Here is a 19,878-nt window from a genome sequence, read left to right as displayed (position 1 = left end):
CTCCTTACCTTATCTTCCGATTTCCAAAGCTTTCATTAGCATACTTTTCGATGCATTGACGGCCGTCACATTCGCCTCATAAGAACGCGTGGCGCTCATCATATCCACCATTTCCTTTAAAGGATCGACATTAGGCAGTTCTACATAACCATCCTCGTTGGCATCTGGATGATTCGGATTATAAACGAGTTTAAATGGCTCATCATCTTCCATGATTTCTGTTGCTTTCACACCACTTCCTTGCGAGGAATCCGTGGCTGCTTTATGTAAAAAACTTTTGAAGTTGTTTTCAGCCGGCTCAAAGACGACCATTTTGCGCCTATATGGCTGCCAATCCCCATTCTCATCAATTTTGGCTCTTGTGGTGTTTGCATTCGCCATATTCGATGAAGCCACATCCATTCGTAAGCGCTGAGCTGTAAGTGCGCTTGCGCTATTATTCATAGCATGAAAGATACTCATCCGTTAATTCCCTCCCCTGATTACGGATTCCAGGCTTCGGAACTTACCACTCATTCGGTCAACCAAGGCCTGATATTGGATTTGATTTTGCGCCAGTTCATTCATTTCCTTATCAATGTCCACATTATTTCCATTATGATTGTATACCGTATTCGTTTTAGTAAACGTCCGATATGGTTCACCAGCATCGTTCATAAAGGGTAAATGCCTATCATTCGTTTTCTTAGCTTGAAGAAATGAATGTTCTTGATCCAAAACATCCTTAAAAGCGACACCTTTAGCTTTGTACCCCGGTGTATCCACATTGGCAATATTGTTTGAGATCGCTCTGTTTTTAGCTGAAGAGTAGTCCAAAGCATTCTCTAAACTTGTAAAAGTGCTACTGAAAAGAGTCATAACTCCACCTCTATTCGACATTTTTCCATACTCACAGACACAATTGTAAAAAAATTCACGTACTTGTGTCTATACAAAAAGCTACTTTTTTACGAGAGTATTACAAACACTCCAAAAGAATCAGGGATATTTTACTACCATTTGGCTTTTGTTTCCATGTGTCGAAATCTTTCCCATAATGAACATTATTACATAACTTTTTGTCGAATAGTGAATATATTATGGATATTTTTAAAACATGACAGAAGATAGTGAAAATAGGTTAAATCTGTTAAAAAAATCACTTTGTTACTTTAAGGTGCTACTTATTAGTTAATAAAGGAAATGGCTGTATTATGGAAGACTCAATTTCAAGAATTACTGTGAGGGGCTGCGTGAAAAACTTCGCTTTCCATGGGGCAGTCGCTCAGCCTCCTCTCTTTTGCCATATCATGTTCTCGAAATCCCCTTCAAAGGAAACTGTCGAGTTTGACTGGCAATCATATAAACAATTTGTAGGTCTTTTCATAAGTTCTCTTCTTATCAGGAGAACTTTTCGAGAATCTTTTTATAACAAGGGGCGTTGGGCGATGGGGGAGACTCCTATAAGTGTGAAGGTCCACGAACCGGATAAATAGTAGGAATAGAGTGCTTGGTGAGACCCCCGCAGTATGGCAGTCCGAGGACGATCAATGCGCTCCCTCGGAAAGAGATTCACCTCAAGACGGCCCACCTCACTTACATCTCGAAACTGAGTCCTCCACAATCTGGAGCAATAATTTAAATAACAATTAACCTGGAACTACTAAAAGCACAAACATCCCCAATGAAATTAAATTTACACATAAAAAAACCGCCACTTTGTACAAAGTGGCGGTTTGATTTTTATTAATTGGTACGGAGTTTTTGAAGCTCCAGTAGGAAATTATTATTCAATACTTTGATATACGTTCCCTTCATTCCTAATGAACGGGATTCGATCACCCCTGCACTTTCCAGCTTTCTCAGTGCATTAACGATGACTGATCTTGTGATGCCTACACGATCGGCGATTTTACTTGCTACAAGCAATCCTTCATTACCTTCCAGTTCTTCGAAAATGTGCTCGATAGCTTCGAGTTCACTGTAGGATAAGGAACTGATCGCCATCTGAACTACAGCTTTACTACGAGCTTCCTGTTCGATTTCTTCAGTTTTCTCGTGAAGGATTTCCATACCTACAACGGTAGCACCGTATTCAGCAAGTAGTAGATCATCTTCATTAAAGTTGCTGTTCAGACGGCTCAAAATAAGCGTACCTAGACGCTGGCCACCACCGATGATCGGAACAATTGTAGTCAGACCATTTTCAAACAGTTCACGATTTTCAACAGGGAATGCTGTGTATTCACTATTGATATCAATATCTGGTGTTGTTTCTTCAATGTTGAAAAGGTTTTGTGTGTACTCTTCTGGGAATTGACGCTCAGAAAGCATCGCCTTCATTCGCTCATTCTCAATCTCTTGATTAATAGCAAAGCCCAAAAGCTTTCCTCGACGGCTTAAGACGAATGTATTCGCCTCAATCACATCTCGCATCGTTGCGGACATATCGTTGAAGTCCACGGATTTGCCTGTTGTCTTTTGCAGCATTGCATTGATTTTACGTGCACGGTCTAGTAGTTTCATGTTCATTTCCTCCTTGTTGTTCACCCTATAGAATAAATCGACTCAAATCTTTGTTTTTTACGATCGATGATAGTTTGCTGTCTACATACTGTGGTGTGATCTCAATGGTTTCCATCGTTACGTCAGGAGCTTCAAAGGATAAATCCTCAAGCAGTTTCTCTAAAATCGTATGCAGCCTCCGCGCCCCGATGTTATCTGTTTCCTGATTTACTTCATGAGCGATTTCTGCGAGTCTAGTAATAGCATCGTCAGAAAATTCAACCTTTATACCTTCAATTTCAAGTAATGCCTTATATTGTTTCAAAAGAGCATTTGAAGGCTCTGTTAAAATGTTCTTGAAGTCTGAAACACTGAGCTTATTCAACTCCACGCGGATTGGAAACCTTCCTTGCAGTTCTGGAATCAAATCGGAAGGCTTCGCCATATGAAAAGCTCCGGCAGCAACGAATAGAATATGATCAGTCGCTACAGGTCCGTATTTTGTGACGACCGTCGAGCCTTCGACGATCGGAAGGATGTCTCTTTGGACACCTTCACGGGATACATTCGCCTGGTTGTCACCCTTCGCCGCCACTTTATCAATTTCATCAATAAAGATCATACCGGCCTGTTCCACTTTAGCTACGGCATCCTGTCCGACTTCGTCCATATCCACTAATTTACCTGCTTCTTCCTGTGTTAGTACTTTTCGCGCTTCTGAAACAGGAAGTTTTCGTTTCTTTTTCTTCTTCGGCATGAATTGACTGAATGCATCCTGCATGTTCATGCCCATTTGCTCCATACCGGATCCTTGCATCATATCAAACATGGAAGATTGAGATTCTTCCACTTCTATGGTTACCATCCGGTCTTCCAACTCACCAAGATCTAATTGATGACGAATACGGCTTCTTTTTGTCTCTATTTCCGCTTCTTCACTCTTTTCATCAGTATCCACTTCCTGCTGAGTGCCCTGATTAAAGATCATCTCAAATGGGTTTTTGAAGTTATTGGACTGTTTTTTCTTAGAAGGAACAAGCAGTTTTACGAGTCGTTTGTTTGCTTGCTCTTCTGCCCTGTCTTTCACAGCCTCCATTTTCTCTTCTTTCACCATACGCACGGCCATTTCCACTAAGTCGCGAACCATGGATTCAACATCACGACCAACGTAACCGACTTCAGTGAATTTCGTGGCTTCCACTTTAACAAAAGGAGCCCCGACCAATTTTGCTAAACGACGGGCAATTTCTGTTTTCCCTACCCCTGTAGGTCCCATCATCAAAATATTTTTCGGTACGATTTCATCTTTCAGATCATCCGTCAGCTGCATGCGACGATATCTGTTACGAAGAGCAATGGCTACAGATCGCTTAGCGCTTTCCTGGCCAATGATATATTGATCGAGCTTTTCAACAATTTGTCTAGGAGTTAAGTTTAATGACATTCATGGTCCCCCTTAATCGAGAACTTCCAGGATTATTTGATCATTTGTAAACACGCAGATCTCCCCTGCAACCTCAAGCGCTGCTCTAGCAATTTGAGAAGCAGATTGTTCCGGTGAATAACGTTTCAAAGCTCGCCCTGCACTTAAAGCGAAGTTTCCACCTGAACCGATGGCAAGAATACCATCGTCCGGTTCTATTACTTCCCCAGTACCCGATACAAGAAACATATTTTCTTTATCCATGACAATCAACATTGCTTCTAACTTCCTTAGAACACGATCACTGCGCCACTCTTTGGCAAGTTCTACGGAAGCTCTTGCCAAGTTGCCGTCATAGCTTTCCAATTTTCCTTCAAACTTCTCAAAAAGAGTAAAAGCATCGGCAACAGAACCAGCGAAACCTGCTAATACTTGATCATTGAATAGTCGGCGAACTTTCTTTGCCTTATGTTTCATAACTACTTGATTGCCTAAAGTTACCTGCCCATCTCCGCTCATCGCACACTCTCCATTGTGCTGGACGGCAAAGATCGTTGTTGCATGAAATTGCTGTTCCATCACTTTCACCTCTTATTCGCTCGGGGATGACTGTTCATATATACATTTTTCAACCGATCTTTTGATACATGCGTATAAATCTGAGTTGATGACAATCGTTCATGTCCTAATAATTCTTGTACTGAGCGCAAATCTGCTCCTTCATTCAGCAGGTGGGTAGCAAACGAATGTCTCAATTTATGGGGATGAATATCCACCGTCATCGCTGCTTTTTCCACCATCTTTTTCAAAATAAGCCTGATTCCATCAGCTGTCAGCGGCCCACCTTTAGCATTTAAGAACAATCGTTTACTCGAATCATCCTTCTTAGAAGCCAATTGCTTTCTGCCATCATTTATATATGTCTGAAGTGCTTTTGCAGCAAACTGCCCGTAAGGAACATAGCGGTCTTTACTCCCTTTTCCATGAACAAGAGCTGTGTTCAATGAAAAATCCAGATCTGGGAGTTCCATTTTCACACATTCACTGACACGTACACCCGTTCCATAGAGAAGTTCGATAAGAGCCTGGTTTCTCTGTCCTAAGGGCGTATGCAAATCACTTACTGTGAAAAGTTTCTCTAACTCTTCTTCATAAAAGAAGTTGGGAATGGGGCTTTCCTTCTTTGGTAATACCACATTCAAAAATGGATTCTGAACGACAATTTCCTCTCGTTCTAAAAAACGGAAATAGCTTCTCAAACTTGATATTTTCCTGGAAACTGTCCTTCTTGAGTACTGCGCTTCATATTGCCTTGATAAAAAGATGCGGATCACAGGGTATTCACATTCATGAATCGTCAATCCCTCTGATGTGAGAAAGGACTCAAACTCATCTAAATCCCTTCCGTAATGCTTTAATGTAAGAGGTGAAGCGTTTTTTTCAATTTGAAGGTATTCCATAAAAAGCTCTTTGTAAGACTGCATAATTCCTTCCACCTCTCAAAGGCGTCTAAATTTTATCACAATACTTATTGACATAACAATGCATTTAATAAAAATGTAACAAAATTCTGAATTGTTTCCAACTCTAATGTATCAAGTATTTAAAGAAATCGTACTTTAGGATGAATATGTGTCAAGTATGTACACTTACCAAAGCGTAATTATAGCGCCCCACATAATCACTGTCAATCAAAAAATAATGTTTCATTAAAACTCATCGTCTATTTCCACAATCGCTCCCGATTGTGGAAGACTCAGTTTCGAGATAATCAGGGGTTCGTTTGCCACATTTGGAGTCAGGGGTGGTGGGGAAGCTACTCGCTTTCCTGTGGGGGAGCGCCGAGCTTCCTCGGACTACGTCCTGCGGGATCTCGCCTATCTCCTTCTCCCACGGGAGTCTCGCAGCTTCCCAACCACCCCATTCGATATAGGTGAGAAACGATCCCCTTTACCAAGTTGGATTTTCCTCCACTACCCCACTGTTGAAGTATAAAGCGCTCTTTATCAAGCTTTGACGTTCTTTGGAAAGGTCTATATTAACCACTTCCCTCAATCATTCAAGCTGATTTTTCAAGAAGTGATTTCGTGAACCTCATAAGGCAAAGTGGCGGAGGGGAATGGCGAGACTCCTGTGGGAAAAAAGTGCTTGGTGAGACCCCGCAGAGCGAAGCTCGAGGAGGCTCACCGCACTCCCGCGGAAAGCGAGTTATTCCCCGCAGCCCCAATCCACTCAACAAAAGTCTCGAAATCAAACTTTCAACAATCCTGCCATATACTTTAATAACTAATGATCATTCCAGCATTGAATAAAGCCAATAAGAAAAAGAGTCTACAACTAAAAGGATAGTCATAGACTCTTGGTTTTATAACTAGATCATGATTGAGGTTCTTCTTTATAGTCACATTCGGTACACTGAATCTGTGTCCCCTTCTTCGACTTCTTCTCAACAAGCAGAGATTCACATTTCGGACAAGGTCTGTTGATCGGCTTATCCCAGGATATGAAGTCACACTCTGGGTAGTTTTCACAACCAAAGAACTTGCGGTTTTTCTTACTTTTCCGTTCGACGACTTCTCCATCTTTACATTTCGGACAAGTGACTCCGACTTTCTTAAGAATTGGTTTTGTATTACGACAGTCAGGGAAATTTGAGCAGGCAAGGAATTTTCCGTATCTACCCATCTTATATACCATTTCATGCCCACACTTCTCGCAGTCAATACCTGCAGGTTCATCTTTAATTTCAATTTCTTCCATTTCTTTTTCTGCTTTCTCTAAGCGAGGCTGAAAACCCTCATAGAAATGGCTGATGATGTTCACCCAGTCCTCTTTTCCATCCTCAATGGCATCAAGGTCATCTTCCATGCCCTTCGTAAAGTCGACATCGATGATTTCCGGGAAGTACTCTCTCAGTTGTTCAAGGACAATTTCTCCAAGCTCCGTTGGAATAAAACGCTTATTATCCAGGGAGACGTAACCACGGCGCTGAATGGTATCAAGGGTTGGTGCGTAAGTGGAAGGACGTCCGATCCCAAGCTCCTCAAGTGTCTTAACAAGACGGGCTTCCGTGTAGCGTGGAGGAGGCTGTGTAAAGTGCTGATTCGGTTTGATTTCTTCCGCTTTTACGGTCATGCCTTCTTCAAGGTGTGGCAGAAGTTTGTCTTTTTCTTTTTTGTTATCATCCCGACCTTCTATATATACTTTCATAAACCCTTTGAATTTCACTTCAGAACCTGTAGCTCTGAATTCTACTCCTTCATTGTAAAGGTGGACGGTCATCGTATCCAAAACTGCTGGAGCCATTTGGCTTGCAATGAACCTGTCCCAAATCAACTTATAGAGACGATACTGATCACGGGATAAAATGCTCTTCATTGCTTTTGGATCACGGTCTGCCCCTGTAGGCCTGATCGCCTCGTGGGCGTCTTGTGCCCCTTCTTGCTTTTTGGATCCTTTACTTTGTCCAAGAAACTCTTTACCGAAATTACCTTCGATGTATTGCTTGGCATCCTCTTTTGCCGAGTTCGACAGCCTTGTGGAATCCGTACGCATGTACGTAATTAAACCAGTGGTCCCTTGCTTTCCGCCAAGGTCAATCCCTTCGTAAAGCTGTTGAGCAATCATCATCGTTTTTTTCGCACGGAAGTTCAATTTACGTGCTGCTTCCTGTTGAAGTGAGGAAGTGGTGAAAGGAAGAGAAGGATTCCTTTTTCTTTCTCTTTTGTTAACTTTATCTACAGAGAAATCTTTCCCTTTCATCCGCTTTTGGATTTGATCGACATCGTCCTGATTTTTCAAATCCTTCTTCTTGCCATCAACACCATAAAAGGAGCCTTCAAATGCCTCTTTATCTTTTAAGAAATCTGCTTCAATCGTCCAATATTCTTCGGGTTGGAATTTTTTGATCTCATTTTCACGATCGATGATGATTTTGACGGCAACCGATTGAACACGGCCTGCACTCAATCCTTTTTTGACTTTCTTCCAAAGGATCGGGCTGATGTTATACCCGACAAGTCGGTCAAGAATACGGCGAGCCTGTTGAGCATCCACCAGGTCTGAATCAATCGATCTCGGTTGTTTAAATGAATCCTTAATTGCTTCTTTGGTAATTTCATTGAAAACAACTCTACAATCTGAAGTATCATCAATTTCCAAACTGTGCGCCAAATGCCAGGCAATTGCTTCCCCTTCACGATCGGGGTCGGCTGCGAGATAAACTTTCTTGGCCTTTTTGGCGGCTGTTTTTAGTTCTTTCAAGACAGGGCCTTTTCCCCGGATGGTTATATATTTGGGGTTGAAATCATTTTCAACATCCACGCCCATTTGACTCTTAGGCAAGTCGCGCACATGTCCAAGGGATGCTTTCACTTTGTATTTTTTTCCAAGGTATCGTTCAATTGTTTTTGCTTTTGCAGGTGATTCTACTATTACCAGATAATCTGCCATATATGTTCCTCCCATAGAGGTGTTTTCTCTTTTGTATTTCATACACTCTTTTTATATTCTCGTTTTTTGATTTACCTTTTGCTGTAAAACTAAATCTAATGGAAAAGGAGGTTTAACCGTCCTGTCCAAGGAGAAAAAGTCGTTGTAACGTTGTTATATTTCCATGTTTTTGGTTGAATCAGCTTTTTATAAAATAAATCTTCCCTATTATTAAATACAATGAAACCGTTTGTCAAACATATATTTTTCAAAAAAGTCTCAAATTGGTCCAATCTCACCCTTGAATGTAACACCTTTGTAACGGATTATTCAAATTTTTCTAACCAATCTTCCAGAATGTCATGATACGTATGAACTAATTTTGCGCCTTCATTGATCATTTTATGACATCCTTCACTCGTTACCCTCCCCGCAGGTCCCGGAAGTGCATAAACATCTTTGCCTTGCTCTAAGGCCTGGTCTACTGTGATCAATGTTCCGCTTTTCAGTCGAGCTTCGATGACAAAAGTACTTGGAGTTAATCCCGCAATCAGTCGATTACGCTCAGGGAAGTGATATTTTTTCGGGGGGCAGTCCGGAGGATACTCACTTACCACCAAATGGTTTTCGGTTAATGAGCGGTATAGTAAAGGGTTGTTCTTAGGATAAATATGCTGAAATCCCGAACCGAGAACAGCAATCGTTTTTCCATTATATTCAGCTGCCAATGTGTGAGCAAGCTGATCAATACCCTGAGCCATACCACTGACAATAGTAAACCCTGACTGGATGAGTGGGATAAGAACAGATTTCATAGCAGGAAATGCATAAGAGGATGGTCTGCGAGTGCCGATCACACTGATGGAAAGCGGTGAATGGAACAAAGATACATCCCCTTCCGTGTAAAGGACATAAGGAGGGTCTGGAATCGTTTTTAAATTCTCGGGGTATGTGTGATCAAACAGGGTGATAATTGTATATTTCTGATCATATTTGTCGAGTTTCTTCATTATATTAGGATCTGTTATATGTCGGAGGATGGATTGAGCTCTTGAAAGTGGGATGGAAACATCTTTAGAAAGCTGTGCAGGTGTACATGAAAAGGGGTGCAATAAAGAAGGGTCGTTCTGAAGTAATTTTCTAAGCAGAGGCCTCGTCATATGAGAGGAATCGTGAAGGAGGAGTAAACGTGTTCTCCGGTCTTTCATTAGGCACCTCGTTTCCATAGTTTAGAGGCCGTACCTGTGCATCGATACGGCCTCTTTCTTCATTTAATTAGTGTGTTTTACACTTTTCAAAAAGATCCTGGTCTTTCAAAACCTGAATCAATGTTTCACCCATAACTGATGGTGTTTCAGCGACTTGGATTCCACATTCGTTCATCACACGGATTTTTTCGTCAGCAGTACCTTTACCACCGGAAATAATCGCACCAGCATGGCCCATGCGTTTTCCTGGAGGGGCTGTACGGCCGCCAATAAAGCCTACAACTGGTTTGCTCATATTCGCTTTCACCCATTCAGCTGCTTCCTCCTCGGCTGTTCCGCCGATTTCACCAATCATGATGACAGCTTCTGTGTCAGGGTCCTCATTGAAAGCTTTCAATGCATCGATGAAATCGGTCCCATTTACAGGATCTCCCCCAATTCCGACCGCTGTGGATTGACCGATTCCAGCTTCAGAAAGCTGATGAACAGCTTCATAAGTCAGCGTACCAGAACGGGAAACGACGCCCACATGGCCTTTTTTATGGATGTAGCCAGGCATGATACCGATTTTACACTCATCAGGAGTAATGACCCCAGGACAGTTTGGTCCGAGGAGGCGTGTTTTCTTTCCTTCCATATAGCGTTTAACTTTAATCATATCCAAAACAGGAATATGCTCAGTGATGCAAATGGCAAGATCCATCTCAGAATCTGTAGCTTCCATGATGGCATCCGCTGCAAACGGTGCAGGGACATAAATGACGGAAGCATTCGCTCCTGTTTTTTCTACAGCTTCTGCAACTGTATTAAATACAGGAATTCCTTCCACTTCGGTGCCGCCTTTACCCGGCGTGACACCACCCACGATTTGTGTTCCATACTCAACCATCTGTTTTGTATGGAAAAGTGCTGTCGATCCTGTAATACCTTGAACAATGACTTTTGTGTTCTTATCAATATATACACTCATCTGATTCCCCGCCTTTCTTACTTGACTAGTTCAACGATTTTTTGTGCGCCTTCTGCCATAGAATCTGCAGAAGTGATGTTCAAGCCTGATTCATCAAGAATTTTCTTCCCAGCGTCGACGTTCGTACCTTCTAGACGAACAACGAGCGGCAGTGTAAGTCCGATTTGTTTTGTCGCTTCGACCACACCTTCAGCGATGACATCACACTTCATAATGCCACCGAAAATGTTAACGAAGATCCCTTTGACATTTTCATCAGAAAGGATGATTTTGAAAGCTTCGGTTACTTTTTCCGTTGTAGCGCCGCCACCGACATCTAGGAAGTTGGCAGGATCGCCGCTGTAGTGTTTAATTGTATCCATTGTAGCCATCGCAAGTCCGGCACCATTGACCATACAGCCGATGTTACCATCAAGTGCGATGTAACTAAGATCGTATTTGGATGCTTCTACTTCTTTTGGATCTTCTTCTTCAAGATCACGAAGTTCAGCAATGTCTTTTTGACGGAAAAGGGCATTATCGTCAAAGTTCAGCTTAGAGTCAAGCGCAAGTACCTCTCCGTCACCTGTTGTAACGAGTGGATTGATTTCTGCAACAGAGCAATCCTTTTGTACAAAAACGTCATAAAGACCAAGCATAAACTTAACCGCTTTTCCTAAAGATTCTTTCGGAATATTAATATTGAATGCAAGTCGACGCGCCTGGAATGGTGTGAGACCTGTTACAGGATCGATGACTTCTTTGAAGATTTTCTCAGGAGTCTTTTCAGCGACTTCCTCAATCTCCGTACCACCTTCTTCAGATGCCATCATCGTCACACGGCTTGTCGCGCGATCGAGAACAAGACCGACATAGTATTCGCTCTTAATATCGCAACCTTCTTCGATAAGTAAGCGCTTTACTTCTTTGCCTTCTGGTCCAGTCTGATGGGTTACAAGTGTTTTTCCTAGTATTTCGTCAGCGTATGTACGCACCTCGTCAAGATTTTTAGCAATTTTGACTCCGCCTGCTTTCCCGCGGCCACCTGCGTGGATCTGCGCCTTGACAACTGTGACATCGCTACCTAATTTCTTCGCTGCTTCGACAGCTTCATCTACGGTATATGCGACGTGTCCATTTGGCACCGATACGCCAAAATCACGCATGATTTCTTTTCCTTGATACTCGTGAATGTTCATGTTTCATCCTCCCATCAAATTTCACTGCATGTTCATTGTATAAAAAAACGCTATCAATTGTCCATACTAAGCTAGATATCTGTCGAAAAATTCACTAGATTACCAGGTATATTATTATGTAAACCAGACTTGGAATGTCGAATTTCCTCTACTCCATTCCTCCACAAACGTTCCCGATTGTGGAAGACTCAGTTTCGAGACGTTTGTTGTGTGGATAGGGGCTGCCTTGCCTAGTTGAAATAATGAATGACAATTCCTGGCCATGGATACGGGGTCAGGGAAACGACGATTTGCAGTGTTTTGGATCAGTCAGTAGAAAAAAACACCCACGTTCGTTTCTCCATTCGCTTTTCATGCGGACGTTTCCCAGCCCCTGTTCCCATACCTTATTCGTGCAGTATCTATGGTTAAAACGACTCTATAACCCCACAAACATCTCGAAATAAGTCTTACACAATCCTGCCATATACTTCAATAACCATCATTTATTGATAATCAGGAATACTTGGTGAATTCTTGTTCAACACACTATTTCTTTTGTTGCTGGTCAACGTTGTAAATGAAGGCGAAAACTTCAGCGACGACGTGGTAAAGATCTTCTGGGATTTGTTCGTTAATGTTCAGCTCTGAGAGCAGTTCGACGAGGGTGGCGTCTTCTTGTACGGGTATTTGGTGCTCCTCTGCGGCTTTTAGAATATTTTCAGCTATGACCCCCTGCCCTTTCGCCACTACCTCTGGAGCAGCTGCTTTTTCGGATTGATAGGTCAAAGCAATGGCTTCTTTTCTTTTTTCATTCATATCCTGATATCCACCCCTTCTTCCGCCTCCTCTTGTTTGTTAGAGTCAGTGCTTTTTGAAACTTCACGCGTGACGCGTGCCCTAAGAGAGTTCAATTCATATCCAGCAATTTCTAAACCCTCTTCTAATTTCTTTTGATACGGTTTGAAAAGCTTTTCAAGCTCTGGGTTTTCATTATATACGACGACCGATACACGTCGCTCAACAATATTGAGGTCTATAATGGTTTCCTCAAGCTGAGAAAGGTGTAAGTAGAACATTACATGACAGTAGTCAGAGTCAATTTGGCCATCGTCATTTTTTCGCCCTTCCATGTTCATATGTACATCCTTCAAAGCTCCAATGAAATCACCAGGAAATTGAAGTGTTATTTGCAGGGTTTGGGGGTTATCCGAGTACGAAGCGAGTTGTGTCCCGTTAATCAGGTTTATCAGCCGATTTGCCGTTTCTGCTTTTACTTCTGAACCTTCATTTAACCCTTTTAATAGCAACGTTTTTAATGAACTTTCTGTCTGTACAGGTGCCTCTGTCTGTTGAAAGGCTTTGGCAAGGACATGTTCATCATTGAATCCTATTCGACTCATCATCGCTTTCATTTGGAGCCACATCCTATCTTTGTCAGAGAGCGTGGTGTTTTGACTCAATGACTGCAGCGAATGTACGAGGAGCTTTTGTTGGTCAATTGAAACCTGCTTGCCTATCAAATTTTGCATATCAGACAGAAAAGACCTGAATTCAGTTCTTGAAAAAGAATTTCTTTCACCCCTATCATGGCCTAAAAGAGTGACGGCTTTATCAATAAATAACTTTGTAGATTCCTGTAAGTGTGGCGTTAAACGTCTCATTACATTTTGGGCCACTACGTTTCTAAAAGTCTCAGTCCATTGTCTGCGTGTTTGTTGAGACACCATGTGGAAATCAGTATTCGAAGGTTGTTGAGCCCAGACAGAAAGGAGTTTTCCTGATGTATGTACCCACTGTTTGATCGTTTGATTTTCTGATGGAGATAACGGAAGTTGATTTTGTAACAGCTGTTGTAAAGAACTAGCTACTCGTTCTTTAATGAAAGGTAAACGATCCATGCCGGGATTCTGATGAGACCACTTTTGCTGGAACGATGATAAGGTATGCTTAGCATCTATAATTCCCGCTTTCTTCAATAGCTCAAAAGTAGAGCTAGATCCATTCATTAACTCGTATTTTAATTTGTTAAGAGTCACACTTTCAGATTTTGGAATTTGTTCTGCTCGCAAAATCAACCACTCGCACGCGATTTATTGCTACATATGATAAGCAGGAAAATGCCCATTCAATCTTCCGTGTATTCGGCACTTTCAGCGAAATATACGGAAGAATATTCTCAAGTTTTGTCAGATGTTGAGCAACAATTGGGAAAGAAATCACTTTCTGCTTCTGATGAGAAAATTAAATCTATGGTCCAAACATAGCAGACGACTGAATCAATTTGAACGCTTGTGCTAAATCTTTTTTATGTAATGGCACCTTCAAATCAACAATCGCCTTCATCAATGAGAGGTTGTCTTTGTTTTCCTTTACTCCTATCTGCTTTAAAAGCGACACGAGATCCAATTGGTCTGGCTGCGCTTCAGAAAGCGATACAGTCCGTAATACGAGAGCAGGTTCAACTTGTTCTACTTGGAATAAGTAAGATGAACCTTTGATCAACGGTTGATTTACTATGGCTTCCACACTTTTCTTACCCATATTCACCACAACTTTGTTATCTTGTAGGGATTGAATAACTTCCCCTTTTACCAGTTGGCCTGATTTGGGTTCAACAGGCAGGGCTGCATGTGTTGATAGACGTGTAAGACTGTTGATCAAATGGTCCATTTTTATTCCATCCCTTTCTTATAGCAAATCTTTCACAGGAGCAAATGTTTTTCTATGAACCGGGGAAGGCCCGTGAGTTTTTAATGCTTCTACGTGTGGCTTTGTTCCATATCCCTGATTGCTGCGGAATTCATACATCGGATACTGTTCATCTAGTTCAGCCATCATTCGGTCCCTTGTCACTTTGGCAATGACACTCGCAGCAGCGATCGAAACACTTCTCTCATCCCCTTTAATAAGTTTTGTTTGGGAAGTTGGAATCGCGTCCAATTCCATCGCATCAATCAGTAAATGTTCTGGTTGGCCGGAAAGACCTTCGACGGCTCTCTTCATGGCAAGTTTTGTTGCTTGATAAATGTTGATTTGATCGATCTCTTCATTTGTGACAATTCCTACACCCCAATCAGCATCTGCCTTGATCCGACCAAAGTAGGCCTCACGACTTTTTAAAGAAAGTTTCTTCGAATCATTCAGGCCTTCTAAGTAATAATCACGTGGTAAAACGACAGCACCTGCAACGACTGGACCGGCAATCGGCCCTCGCCCTGCTTCGTCGATTCCTGCTACTTGGGTAAAACCACGGTGGAAGAGATTTTCTTCAAACGTCATCATCATCTCATACTGCTTTTTCAGCTCTTGCTTTTGCTGGATCTCCTTATCATAGCGCTTCATGAGTTGTTGCACACCTTTCCTCGAATCCTCTTTAAACACAGCTAACTCATGAGCGGTCAATTTCTCGTCATTCAGTCTTTCTTTAACCTGTGATACAGTCAATTGGGTCATAAAAGTTAAACCCTCCATTTCTTATCATATCGGACGTTTTTCATCATTATAAAATCAAATGTTTAATGGTTTTATCTATCTATAACTTTTTTTATCTGAAAGGTGTTTCCATTGTATAGATGAGGGGCTGAGAACAGTCTGTTGTTTCTGACACATACATGCCCCCGTTATGATGATCTGCAGTTACATTTCAGAAATAACCTCATAAAGAAAGCGCAAGGGGCTAGGGCCTCTTTGCGCTTTGGTTTATGAATCAGGACGTTCAAGGGTAATCATTCCGAGCTTTCCTGTCCGTAAGTCTTGCAAGATAATGTCAGAGACTTTTTCGAAATTAATGCGGCCTCCACTTTCAAGACAACCACGCTTTTTACCGATGGACTCAAAAGCCTCCATCATGTCATCCACTTTCTCAAGACCAAATCTCTCTTCAAGGCGATCTGGGTAGAATTGATGCAGGAAATGAAGGGCATAAGCAGCTACATCTTCTTTAGGAAGGATTTGATCTTTAATCGTGCCGATCGCAGCTAGGCGATAGCCAACTTCCTCTTCTTCGAATTTAGGCCATAGAATTCCAGGAGTATCAAGCAATTCGAATTCTTTCTTCACTTTGATCCATTGTTGCTTCGTTGTGACACCAGGTTTATCTCCTGTTTTAGCCATTTTCTTGTTGGCCAGTCTATTTATTAACGTAGATTTACCTACATTAGGAATGCCTATGATCATTGCCCGTGAAGCTCTGGGACGAATACCTTTCGCTTTGAGCTTGTCCATTTTTTCTTTCCCTAACTCTTTCGCTTGCTGGACAACTTTTTGCACATCCTGTTTTTGATTAGCTTCAATCGCAACGGCTGGGATTCCTTTTTCTTTAAAGTGTTCAATCCACTCACTGGTAATTTTTGTATCAGCGAGATCTTTTTTCATCAGCACCATCATTTTGGGCTTTTCTTGTAATGTGTTATGCAGCATAGGGTTTTGAGAAGAAAGTGGTGCACGTGCATCCACAAGTTCGATGACGAAATCCACGAGTTTAAGCTTCTCTGCAACTTCCCTTTTTGCTTTGGCCATGTGGCCTGGAAACCATTGAATGGTCATGTAGATCCTCCTAATTGACAAGCTGGATGCGATTTAATGGCCAGTAGGAAACAACCGCTTCCCCTACCATCTGGTCTTGATCAATCACACCAAGCATCCGGCTGTCTGTCGAGTTGTTACGGTTATCACCAAGTACGAACAAATGGCCCTCAGGCACCTCTTCATATTCGCCTGGTAAATTCTCCATCGTGAAGTCATCAGTCAGGGGCCGACTGCCGCTTAATTGCTGTTTCCGTTCATTAAGAAATGGCTCGTCCACGGGTTCTCCATTCACATAGAGTTGATCATCTTCATAGGCAATGTGATCACCAGGGAGGCCAATCACCCGTTTGATATAGTCTTTACGTTCTGTTGCATGAAATACAACAACATCAAAACGATCCGGCGATCCAATTTTATAATTGAGCTTACTTACAATTAAATGATCCCCGCTATGTAAGGTGGTCAACATGGAAGGGCCTTCGACTACGACCGGCGCAAACAAAAACACTCTTACGATCACAGCCAATACGCCGGCGATAAGAAAAGCTTTCAACCAGTCCAACCATTGTTGTTTCATCATTATCCCCTCTTCCTTGTATGAAGGAGTCTGGAGCGGCAAAACCATACTATAACCGGCTGTAGATACAACCATTCCATAACATATGGTGTAATTGCTGCTGAACGGCTCACTTGTTTTACATTTTACCTGTGTCTTACAAATCATATCATGAAATTCTTAACCCCAGCCTCTATTCCGTAAAGCTCCCTTTAGTGAAAGACTCAGTTTCGAGATAACCGGAGTTCGTTTGCCTGGTGGAGCGTAAGGGGTGGTTGGGAAGCTACTCGTCTAGCTCCATCGCCCAGACACTCGCGTCATAAGCAGAACAGCAAAGGAATGAAAAACACATTCCGTTGCTGTTCTGCTTATGCCAGTCGTGTCTACCAGGGCGATTCCGCATTTGAACACTTTCCTGTGGGGGAGCGCCGAGCTTCCTCGGACTGCGTCCTGCGGGATCTCGCCTATCTCCTTCTCCCACGGGAGTCTCGCAGCTTCCCAACAACCCCATTCCATGTAAGGGAGAAACGAACCCCTATACCGAGAATGAGTTTCTCCCACTCTTCTCTCCTAAGCATGCATAAAGCGCTCTGTATCAAGCTTTTACGTTGTGAATGCCCGCTGTGGAGGGGGTTATATTATCCACTTCCCTCAATCATACAAGCTGATTTTTCCAGAAGTGGTTTCGAGAATCTTCCATGGCAAAGGGGCGGTGGGGGATGGGGAGACTCCTGCGGGAAAAAAGTGCTTGGTGAGACCCCACAGAGCGAAGCTCGAGGAGGCTCACCGCGCTCCCGCGGAAAGCGAGTCATTCCCCGCAGCCCCATCCACTCAAAAAACATCTCGAAACTGAGTCTTCAAGAATCCTGCCATATACTTTTTAATAACATGCCTATATAGATCAACTCAAGCGTGCTAAAGAGCTAAATCTAAGTAGAAAAAAGGAGCTTGGCATCGCAAGCTCCTTTTTACTGAAATTAGATAATTTCTTTAATACGTGCAGCTTTACCGCGTAGGTTACGCAAGTAGTAAAGTTTCGCACGACGTACTTTACCACGACGAGTACGCTCAATCTTAGCGATACGTGGAGAATGAACTGGGAATGTACGCTCAACACCTGTACCGTAAGTAATCTTACGTACAGTGAATGTTTCGCTGATTCCGCCGTTCTGACGTTTGATGACAACACCTTCGAATACCTGGATACGTTCACGTGTGCCTTCGACAACTTTCACGTGTACTTTTACAGTATCACCAGGACGGAAATCTGGGTGATCCGTACGAAGTTGTTCTTTTGTAATGTCATGAATCAATTGTTGCATGATTTTCACTCCTTTTTAACTAATGCTCTTGTCTTCTAAGAGGCAGCGGAACATCGTTTTCCACTTAAACCGTACGTTTAAGCACAAAATTTAATATACCATATCTAGAGACAAACATCAACAGCACTCAGCTATTTTTCCACTTATCCAACCACGATTGTTCTTTAGCAGATAATTCCCTTCCCTCAAGCAAATCCGGCCTTCTTTCGAATGTACGTTTCAATGACTGGTAATGACGCCATTCATCGATTTTGGCATGGTTTCCTGATAGAAGGACATCCGGCACTTTATGACCTCGAAAATCGGCTGGTCTCGTATAATGCGGATGTTCAAGCAAGCCGCTTGAGAATGAGTCCATAGGAGCTGACTGTTCATTTCCTAGAACTCCTGGTAGAAGTCGAACAACAGAATCGATGACGACCATCGCACCCAGCTCTCCACCAGTAAGGACATAATCACCGATGGATATTTCATCGGTCACCAATTCCTGCCTGATTCTTTCATCATATCCCTCGTAATGGCCACAAATGAAGACCAGATGATCCTCTTCTGAAAGTTCTTCCGCTTTTTGCTGGGAGTAGGGTTCTCCCTGCGGGCAAAGCAGCACAACACGTGGAGGTTTTTCCGCAGAATCTTTGATGGACTGAATGCTATCAAAAATGGGTTGTGGGGATAGAACAAGACCCGCTCCTCCCCCGTAAGGGTAATCATCGACTTTGTTGTGTTTATTTTCAGTGTAATCACGGAAATTCACATATTGATGTGAAAAGGCGCCTTGTTCCTGAGCACGCTTCATGATGGAATTCTGCAATACACCATCAAACATTTCGGGAAAAAGTGTCAAAATATCGATATGCATTAGTCTAGCAGCCCCTCTATTGGATCGATGATGATTGTTTTCGACTCCGTATCCACTTCTTTAACGACAGGTTCGATATACGGAATGAGAACATCCGGCTGATTCTTCCGCTTCACAACCCAAACGTCATTCGCGCCAGGGGTAAGAATTTCTTTAATTTCTCCTAGTTCTTCACCTGACTCTAAAAATACGGTACACCCGATGATTTCATAAAAGTAGAATTCATGGTCATCAAGCTCTACTTGATCGTCTTCTGATACCATCAGCTTTCCATTCTTGTAGCCTTCGACATCATTAATCGTAGGATGATCCTCGAAGCTTACAAGTTCGAAACCTTTATGAACCCGGTGTGTTCGAATTACCAGTGGTTTCGGCTCGTTGTTATCACTTACCCAATACAAAAGCTGACCTGGTTCGAATCGTTCATCAAAATCTGTGACGCGATGAACTTTGACTTCTCCTTTGATGCCATGTGTGTTTATTATTTTTCCAACATTGAATAACTGTTTTTCCATGAGTGCAATTACCTCGCTCGTATGACTTTTCCGTCTTCCACGACGATTTGACGATCCTGGATGACCTCTTCCCATTGATCGCCTTCTTTAACTTCAATCAGTGCCTGTACTTCGTCTGTTTCAAGCTCACTTCCATCAGGCAGGATATCCAATTGTTTGCGCTGATATTCAAGCCACTTCAGTTGATCTTTTCTTCGTCCGATTTCCTTTGAAAAACGGCGCTCCACTTCCTGTCTTGACACCCCGGGCTTGCGTTCTAATTTTTTCTGTTCAAATGAAAGCTGCCTGCATTCACGGTCCAGACGTTGATATCTTTCGTCGAACTTTTCCTTAATTTGCGCACGACTCGTCTCTGTCAAAATCTGTTTGACAGGTACTGTTCGGATGATCTGCATCTTTCGCCCGCCCCTCTGCCATTCCATG

General features: G+C 42.5%; 20 protein-coding genes. All 20 read right to left on the bottom strand.

The features are described from left to right. Positions 1 to 9: 9 nt before the first annotated feature. Positions 10 to 462 carry a flagellar basal body rod protein FlgC gene (gene flgC, locus ACJA3J_RS10155; protein WP_406946188.1) on the bottom strand — a complete coding sequence of 151 codons (453 nt, stop codon included), beginning with the start codon at positions 460 to 462 and terminating at the stop codon, positions 10 to 12. 3 nt (positions 463 to 465) lie between these two features. Further along, a complete protein-coding gene (gene flgB, locus ACJA3J_RS10150; protein ID WP_406946187.1) occupies positions 466 to 858 on the bottom strand; it encodes a flagellar basal body rod protein FlgB in 393 nt (130 codons plus the stop codon). An 867-nt stretch (positions 859 to 1,725) separates the two neighbouring features. After that, entirely contained in the window at positions 1,726 to 2,505 is a 780-nt protein-coding gene (gene codY / locus ACJA3J_RS10145) for a GTP-sensing pleiotropic transcriptional regulator CodY (RefSeq protein WP_089652423.1), read from the bottom strand. 25 nt (positions 2,506 to 2,530) lie between these two features. Further along, a complete protein-coding gene (hslU, locus tag ACJA3J_RS10140; protein WP_089652424.1) occupies positions 2,531 to 3,928 on the bottom strand; it encodes an HslU--HslV peptidase ATPase subunit in 1,398 nt (465 codons plus the stop codon). A 12-nt stretch (positions 3,929 to 3,940) separates the two neighbouring features. Next, positions 3,941 to 4,486: an ATP-dependent protease subunit HslV gene (gene hslV / locus ACJA3J_RS10135; protein WP_115893444.1), complete on the bottom strand. Its 546-nt coding sequence runs from the start codon at positions 4,484 to 4,486 to the stop codon at positions 3,941 to 3,943. Between the two features lie 5 nt (positions 4,487 to 4,491). Then, positions 4,492 to 5,391 (bottom strand): tyrosine recombinase XerC, encoded by a 900-nt coding sequence (xerC, locus tag ACJA3J_RS10130; protein WP_406946186.1) that lies wholly within the window; start codon positions 5,389 to 5,391, stop codon positions 4,492 to 4,494. 892 nt (positions 5,392 to 6,283) lie between these two features. Further along, positions 6,284 to 8,359 carry a type I DNA topoisomerase gene (gene topA, locus ACJA3J_RS10125; RefSeq protein WP_089652427.1) on the bottom strand — a complete coding sequence of 692 codons (2,076 nt, stop codon included), beginning with the start codon at positions 8,357 to 8,359 and terminating at the stop codon, positions 6,284 to 6,286. Between the two features lie 305 nt (positions 8,360 to 8,664). Then, entirely contained in the window at positions 8,665 to 9,348 is a 684-nt protein-coding gene (gene dprA, locus ACJA3J_RS10120; RefSeq protein WP_406946185.1) for a DNA-processing protein DprA, read from the bottom strand. A 265-nt stretch (positions 9,349 to 9,613) separates the two neighbouring features. Next, on the bottom strand, positions 9,614 to 10,516 hold the full coding sequence (sucD, locus tag ACJA3J_RS10115) for a succinate--CoA ligase subunit alpha (protein ID WP_406946184.1): 903 nt from the start codon (positions 10,514 to 10,516) through the stop codon (positions 9,614 to 9,616). Positions 10,517 to 10,533: 17 nt separating this feature from the next. Beyond that, positions 10,534 to 11,694 carry an ADP-forming succinate--CoA ligase subunit beta gene (sucC, locus tag ACJA3J_RS10110; RefSeq protein ID WP_089652430.1) on the bottom strand — a complete coding sequence of 387 codons (1,161 nt, stop codon included), beginning with the start codon at positions 11,692 to 11,694 and terminating at the stop codon, positions 10,534 to 10,536. A gap of 528 nt (positions 11,695 to 12,222) precedes the next feature. After that, positions 12,223 to 12,492 (bottom strand): EscU/YscU/HrcU family type III secretion system export apparatus switch protein, encoded by a 270-nt coding sequence (locus ACJA3J_RS10105; RefSeq protein WP_115823172.1) that lies wholly within the window; start codon positions 12,490 to 12,492, stop codon positions 12,223 to 12,225. Continuing rightward, positions 12,489 to 13,745: a hypothetical protein gene (locus tag ACJA3J_RS10100; protein ID WP_406946183.1), complete on the bottom strand. Its 1,257-nt coding sequence runs from the start codon at positions 13,743 to 13,745 to the stop codon at positions 12,489 to 12,491. The genes ACJA3J_RS10105 and ACJA3J_RS10100 overlap by 4 nt, the downstream gene beginning before the upstream one ends. 178 nt (positions 13,746 to 13,923) lie before the next feature. Beyond that, entirely contained in the window at positions 13,924 to 14,346 is a 423-nt protein-coding gene (locus ACJA3J_RS10095) for a hypothetical protein (RefSeq protein WP_406946182.1), read from the bottom strand. A gap of 18 nt (positions 14,347 to 14,364) precedes the next feature. Beyond that, on the bottom strand, positions 14,365 to 15,129 hold the full coding sequence (locus ACJA3J_RS10090) for a ribonuclease HII (protein WP_089652433.1): 765 nt from the start codon (positions 15,127 to 15,129) through the stop codon (positions 14,365 to 14,367). A 246-nt stretch (positions 15,130 to 15,375) separates the two neighbouring features. Next, entirely contained in the window at positions 15,376 to 16,221 is an 846-nt protein-coding gene (ylqF, locus tag ACJA3J_RS10085) for a ribosome biogenesis GTPase YlqF (protein ID WP_406946181.1), read from the bottom strand. 10 nt (positions 16,222 to 16,231) lie between these two features. Further along, a complete protein-coding gene (lepB, locus tag ACJA3J_RS10080) occupies positions 16,232 to 16,780 on the bottom strand; it encodes a signal peptidase I (protein ID WP_089652465.1) in 549 nt (182 codons plus the stop codon). A gap of 956 nt (positions 16,781 to 17,736) precedes the next feature. Then, entirely contained in the window at positions 17,737 to 18,081 is a 345-nt protein-coding gene (gene rplS, locus ACJA3J_RS10075; protein ID WP_089652436.1) for a 50S ribosomal protein L19, read from the bottom strand. Between the two features lie 127 nt (positions 18,082 to 18,208). After that, positions 18,209 to 18,940, bottom strand: a complete 732-nt coding sequence (trmD, locus tag ACJA3J_RS10070) for a tRNA (guanosine(37)-N1)-methyltransferase TrmD (RefSeq protein WP_406946180.1) — start codon at positions 18,938 to 18,940, stop codon at positions 18,209 to 18,211. Beyond that, a complete protein-coding gene (gene rimM / locus ACJA3J_RS10065; RefSeq protein WP_089652438.1) occupies positions 18,940 to 19,455 on the bottom strand; it encodes a ribosome maturation factor RimM in 516 nt (171 codons plus the stop codon). The genes trmD and rimM overlap by 1 nt, the downstream gene beginning before the upstream one ends. A gap of 8 nt (positions 19,456 to 19,463) precedes the next feature. Then, positions 19,464 to 19,850 carry a YlqD family protein gene (locus ACJA3J_RS10060; protein WP_089652439.1) on the bottom strand — a complete coding sequence of 129 codons (387 nt, stop codon included), beginning with the start codon at positions 19,848 to 19,850 and terminating at the stop codon, positions 19,464 to 19,466. Positions 19,851 to 19,878 lie beyond the last annotated feature (28 nt).

Source organism: Halobacillus sp. SY10 (assembly GCF_045401165.1).
Taxonomy (GTDB): Bacteria; Bacillota; Bacilli; order Bacillales; family Halobacillaceae; genus Halobacillus; species Halobacillus aidingensis.
The sequence above is the reverse complement of the archived record's forward strand: the minus strand, read 5'-3'. Positions and strand labels throughout refer to the sequence as shown.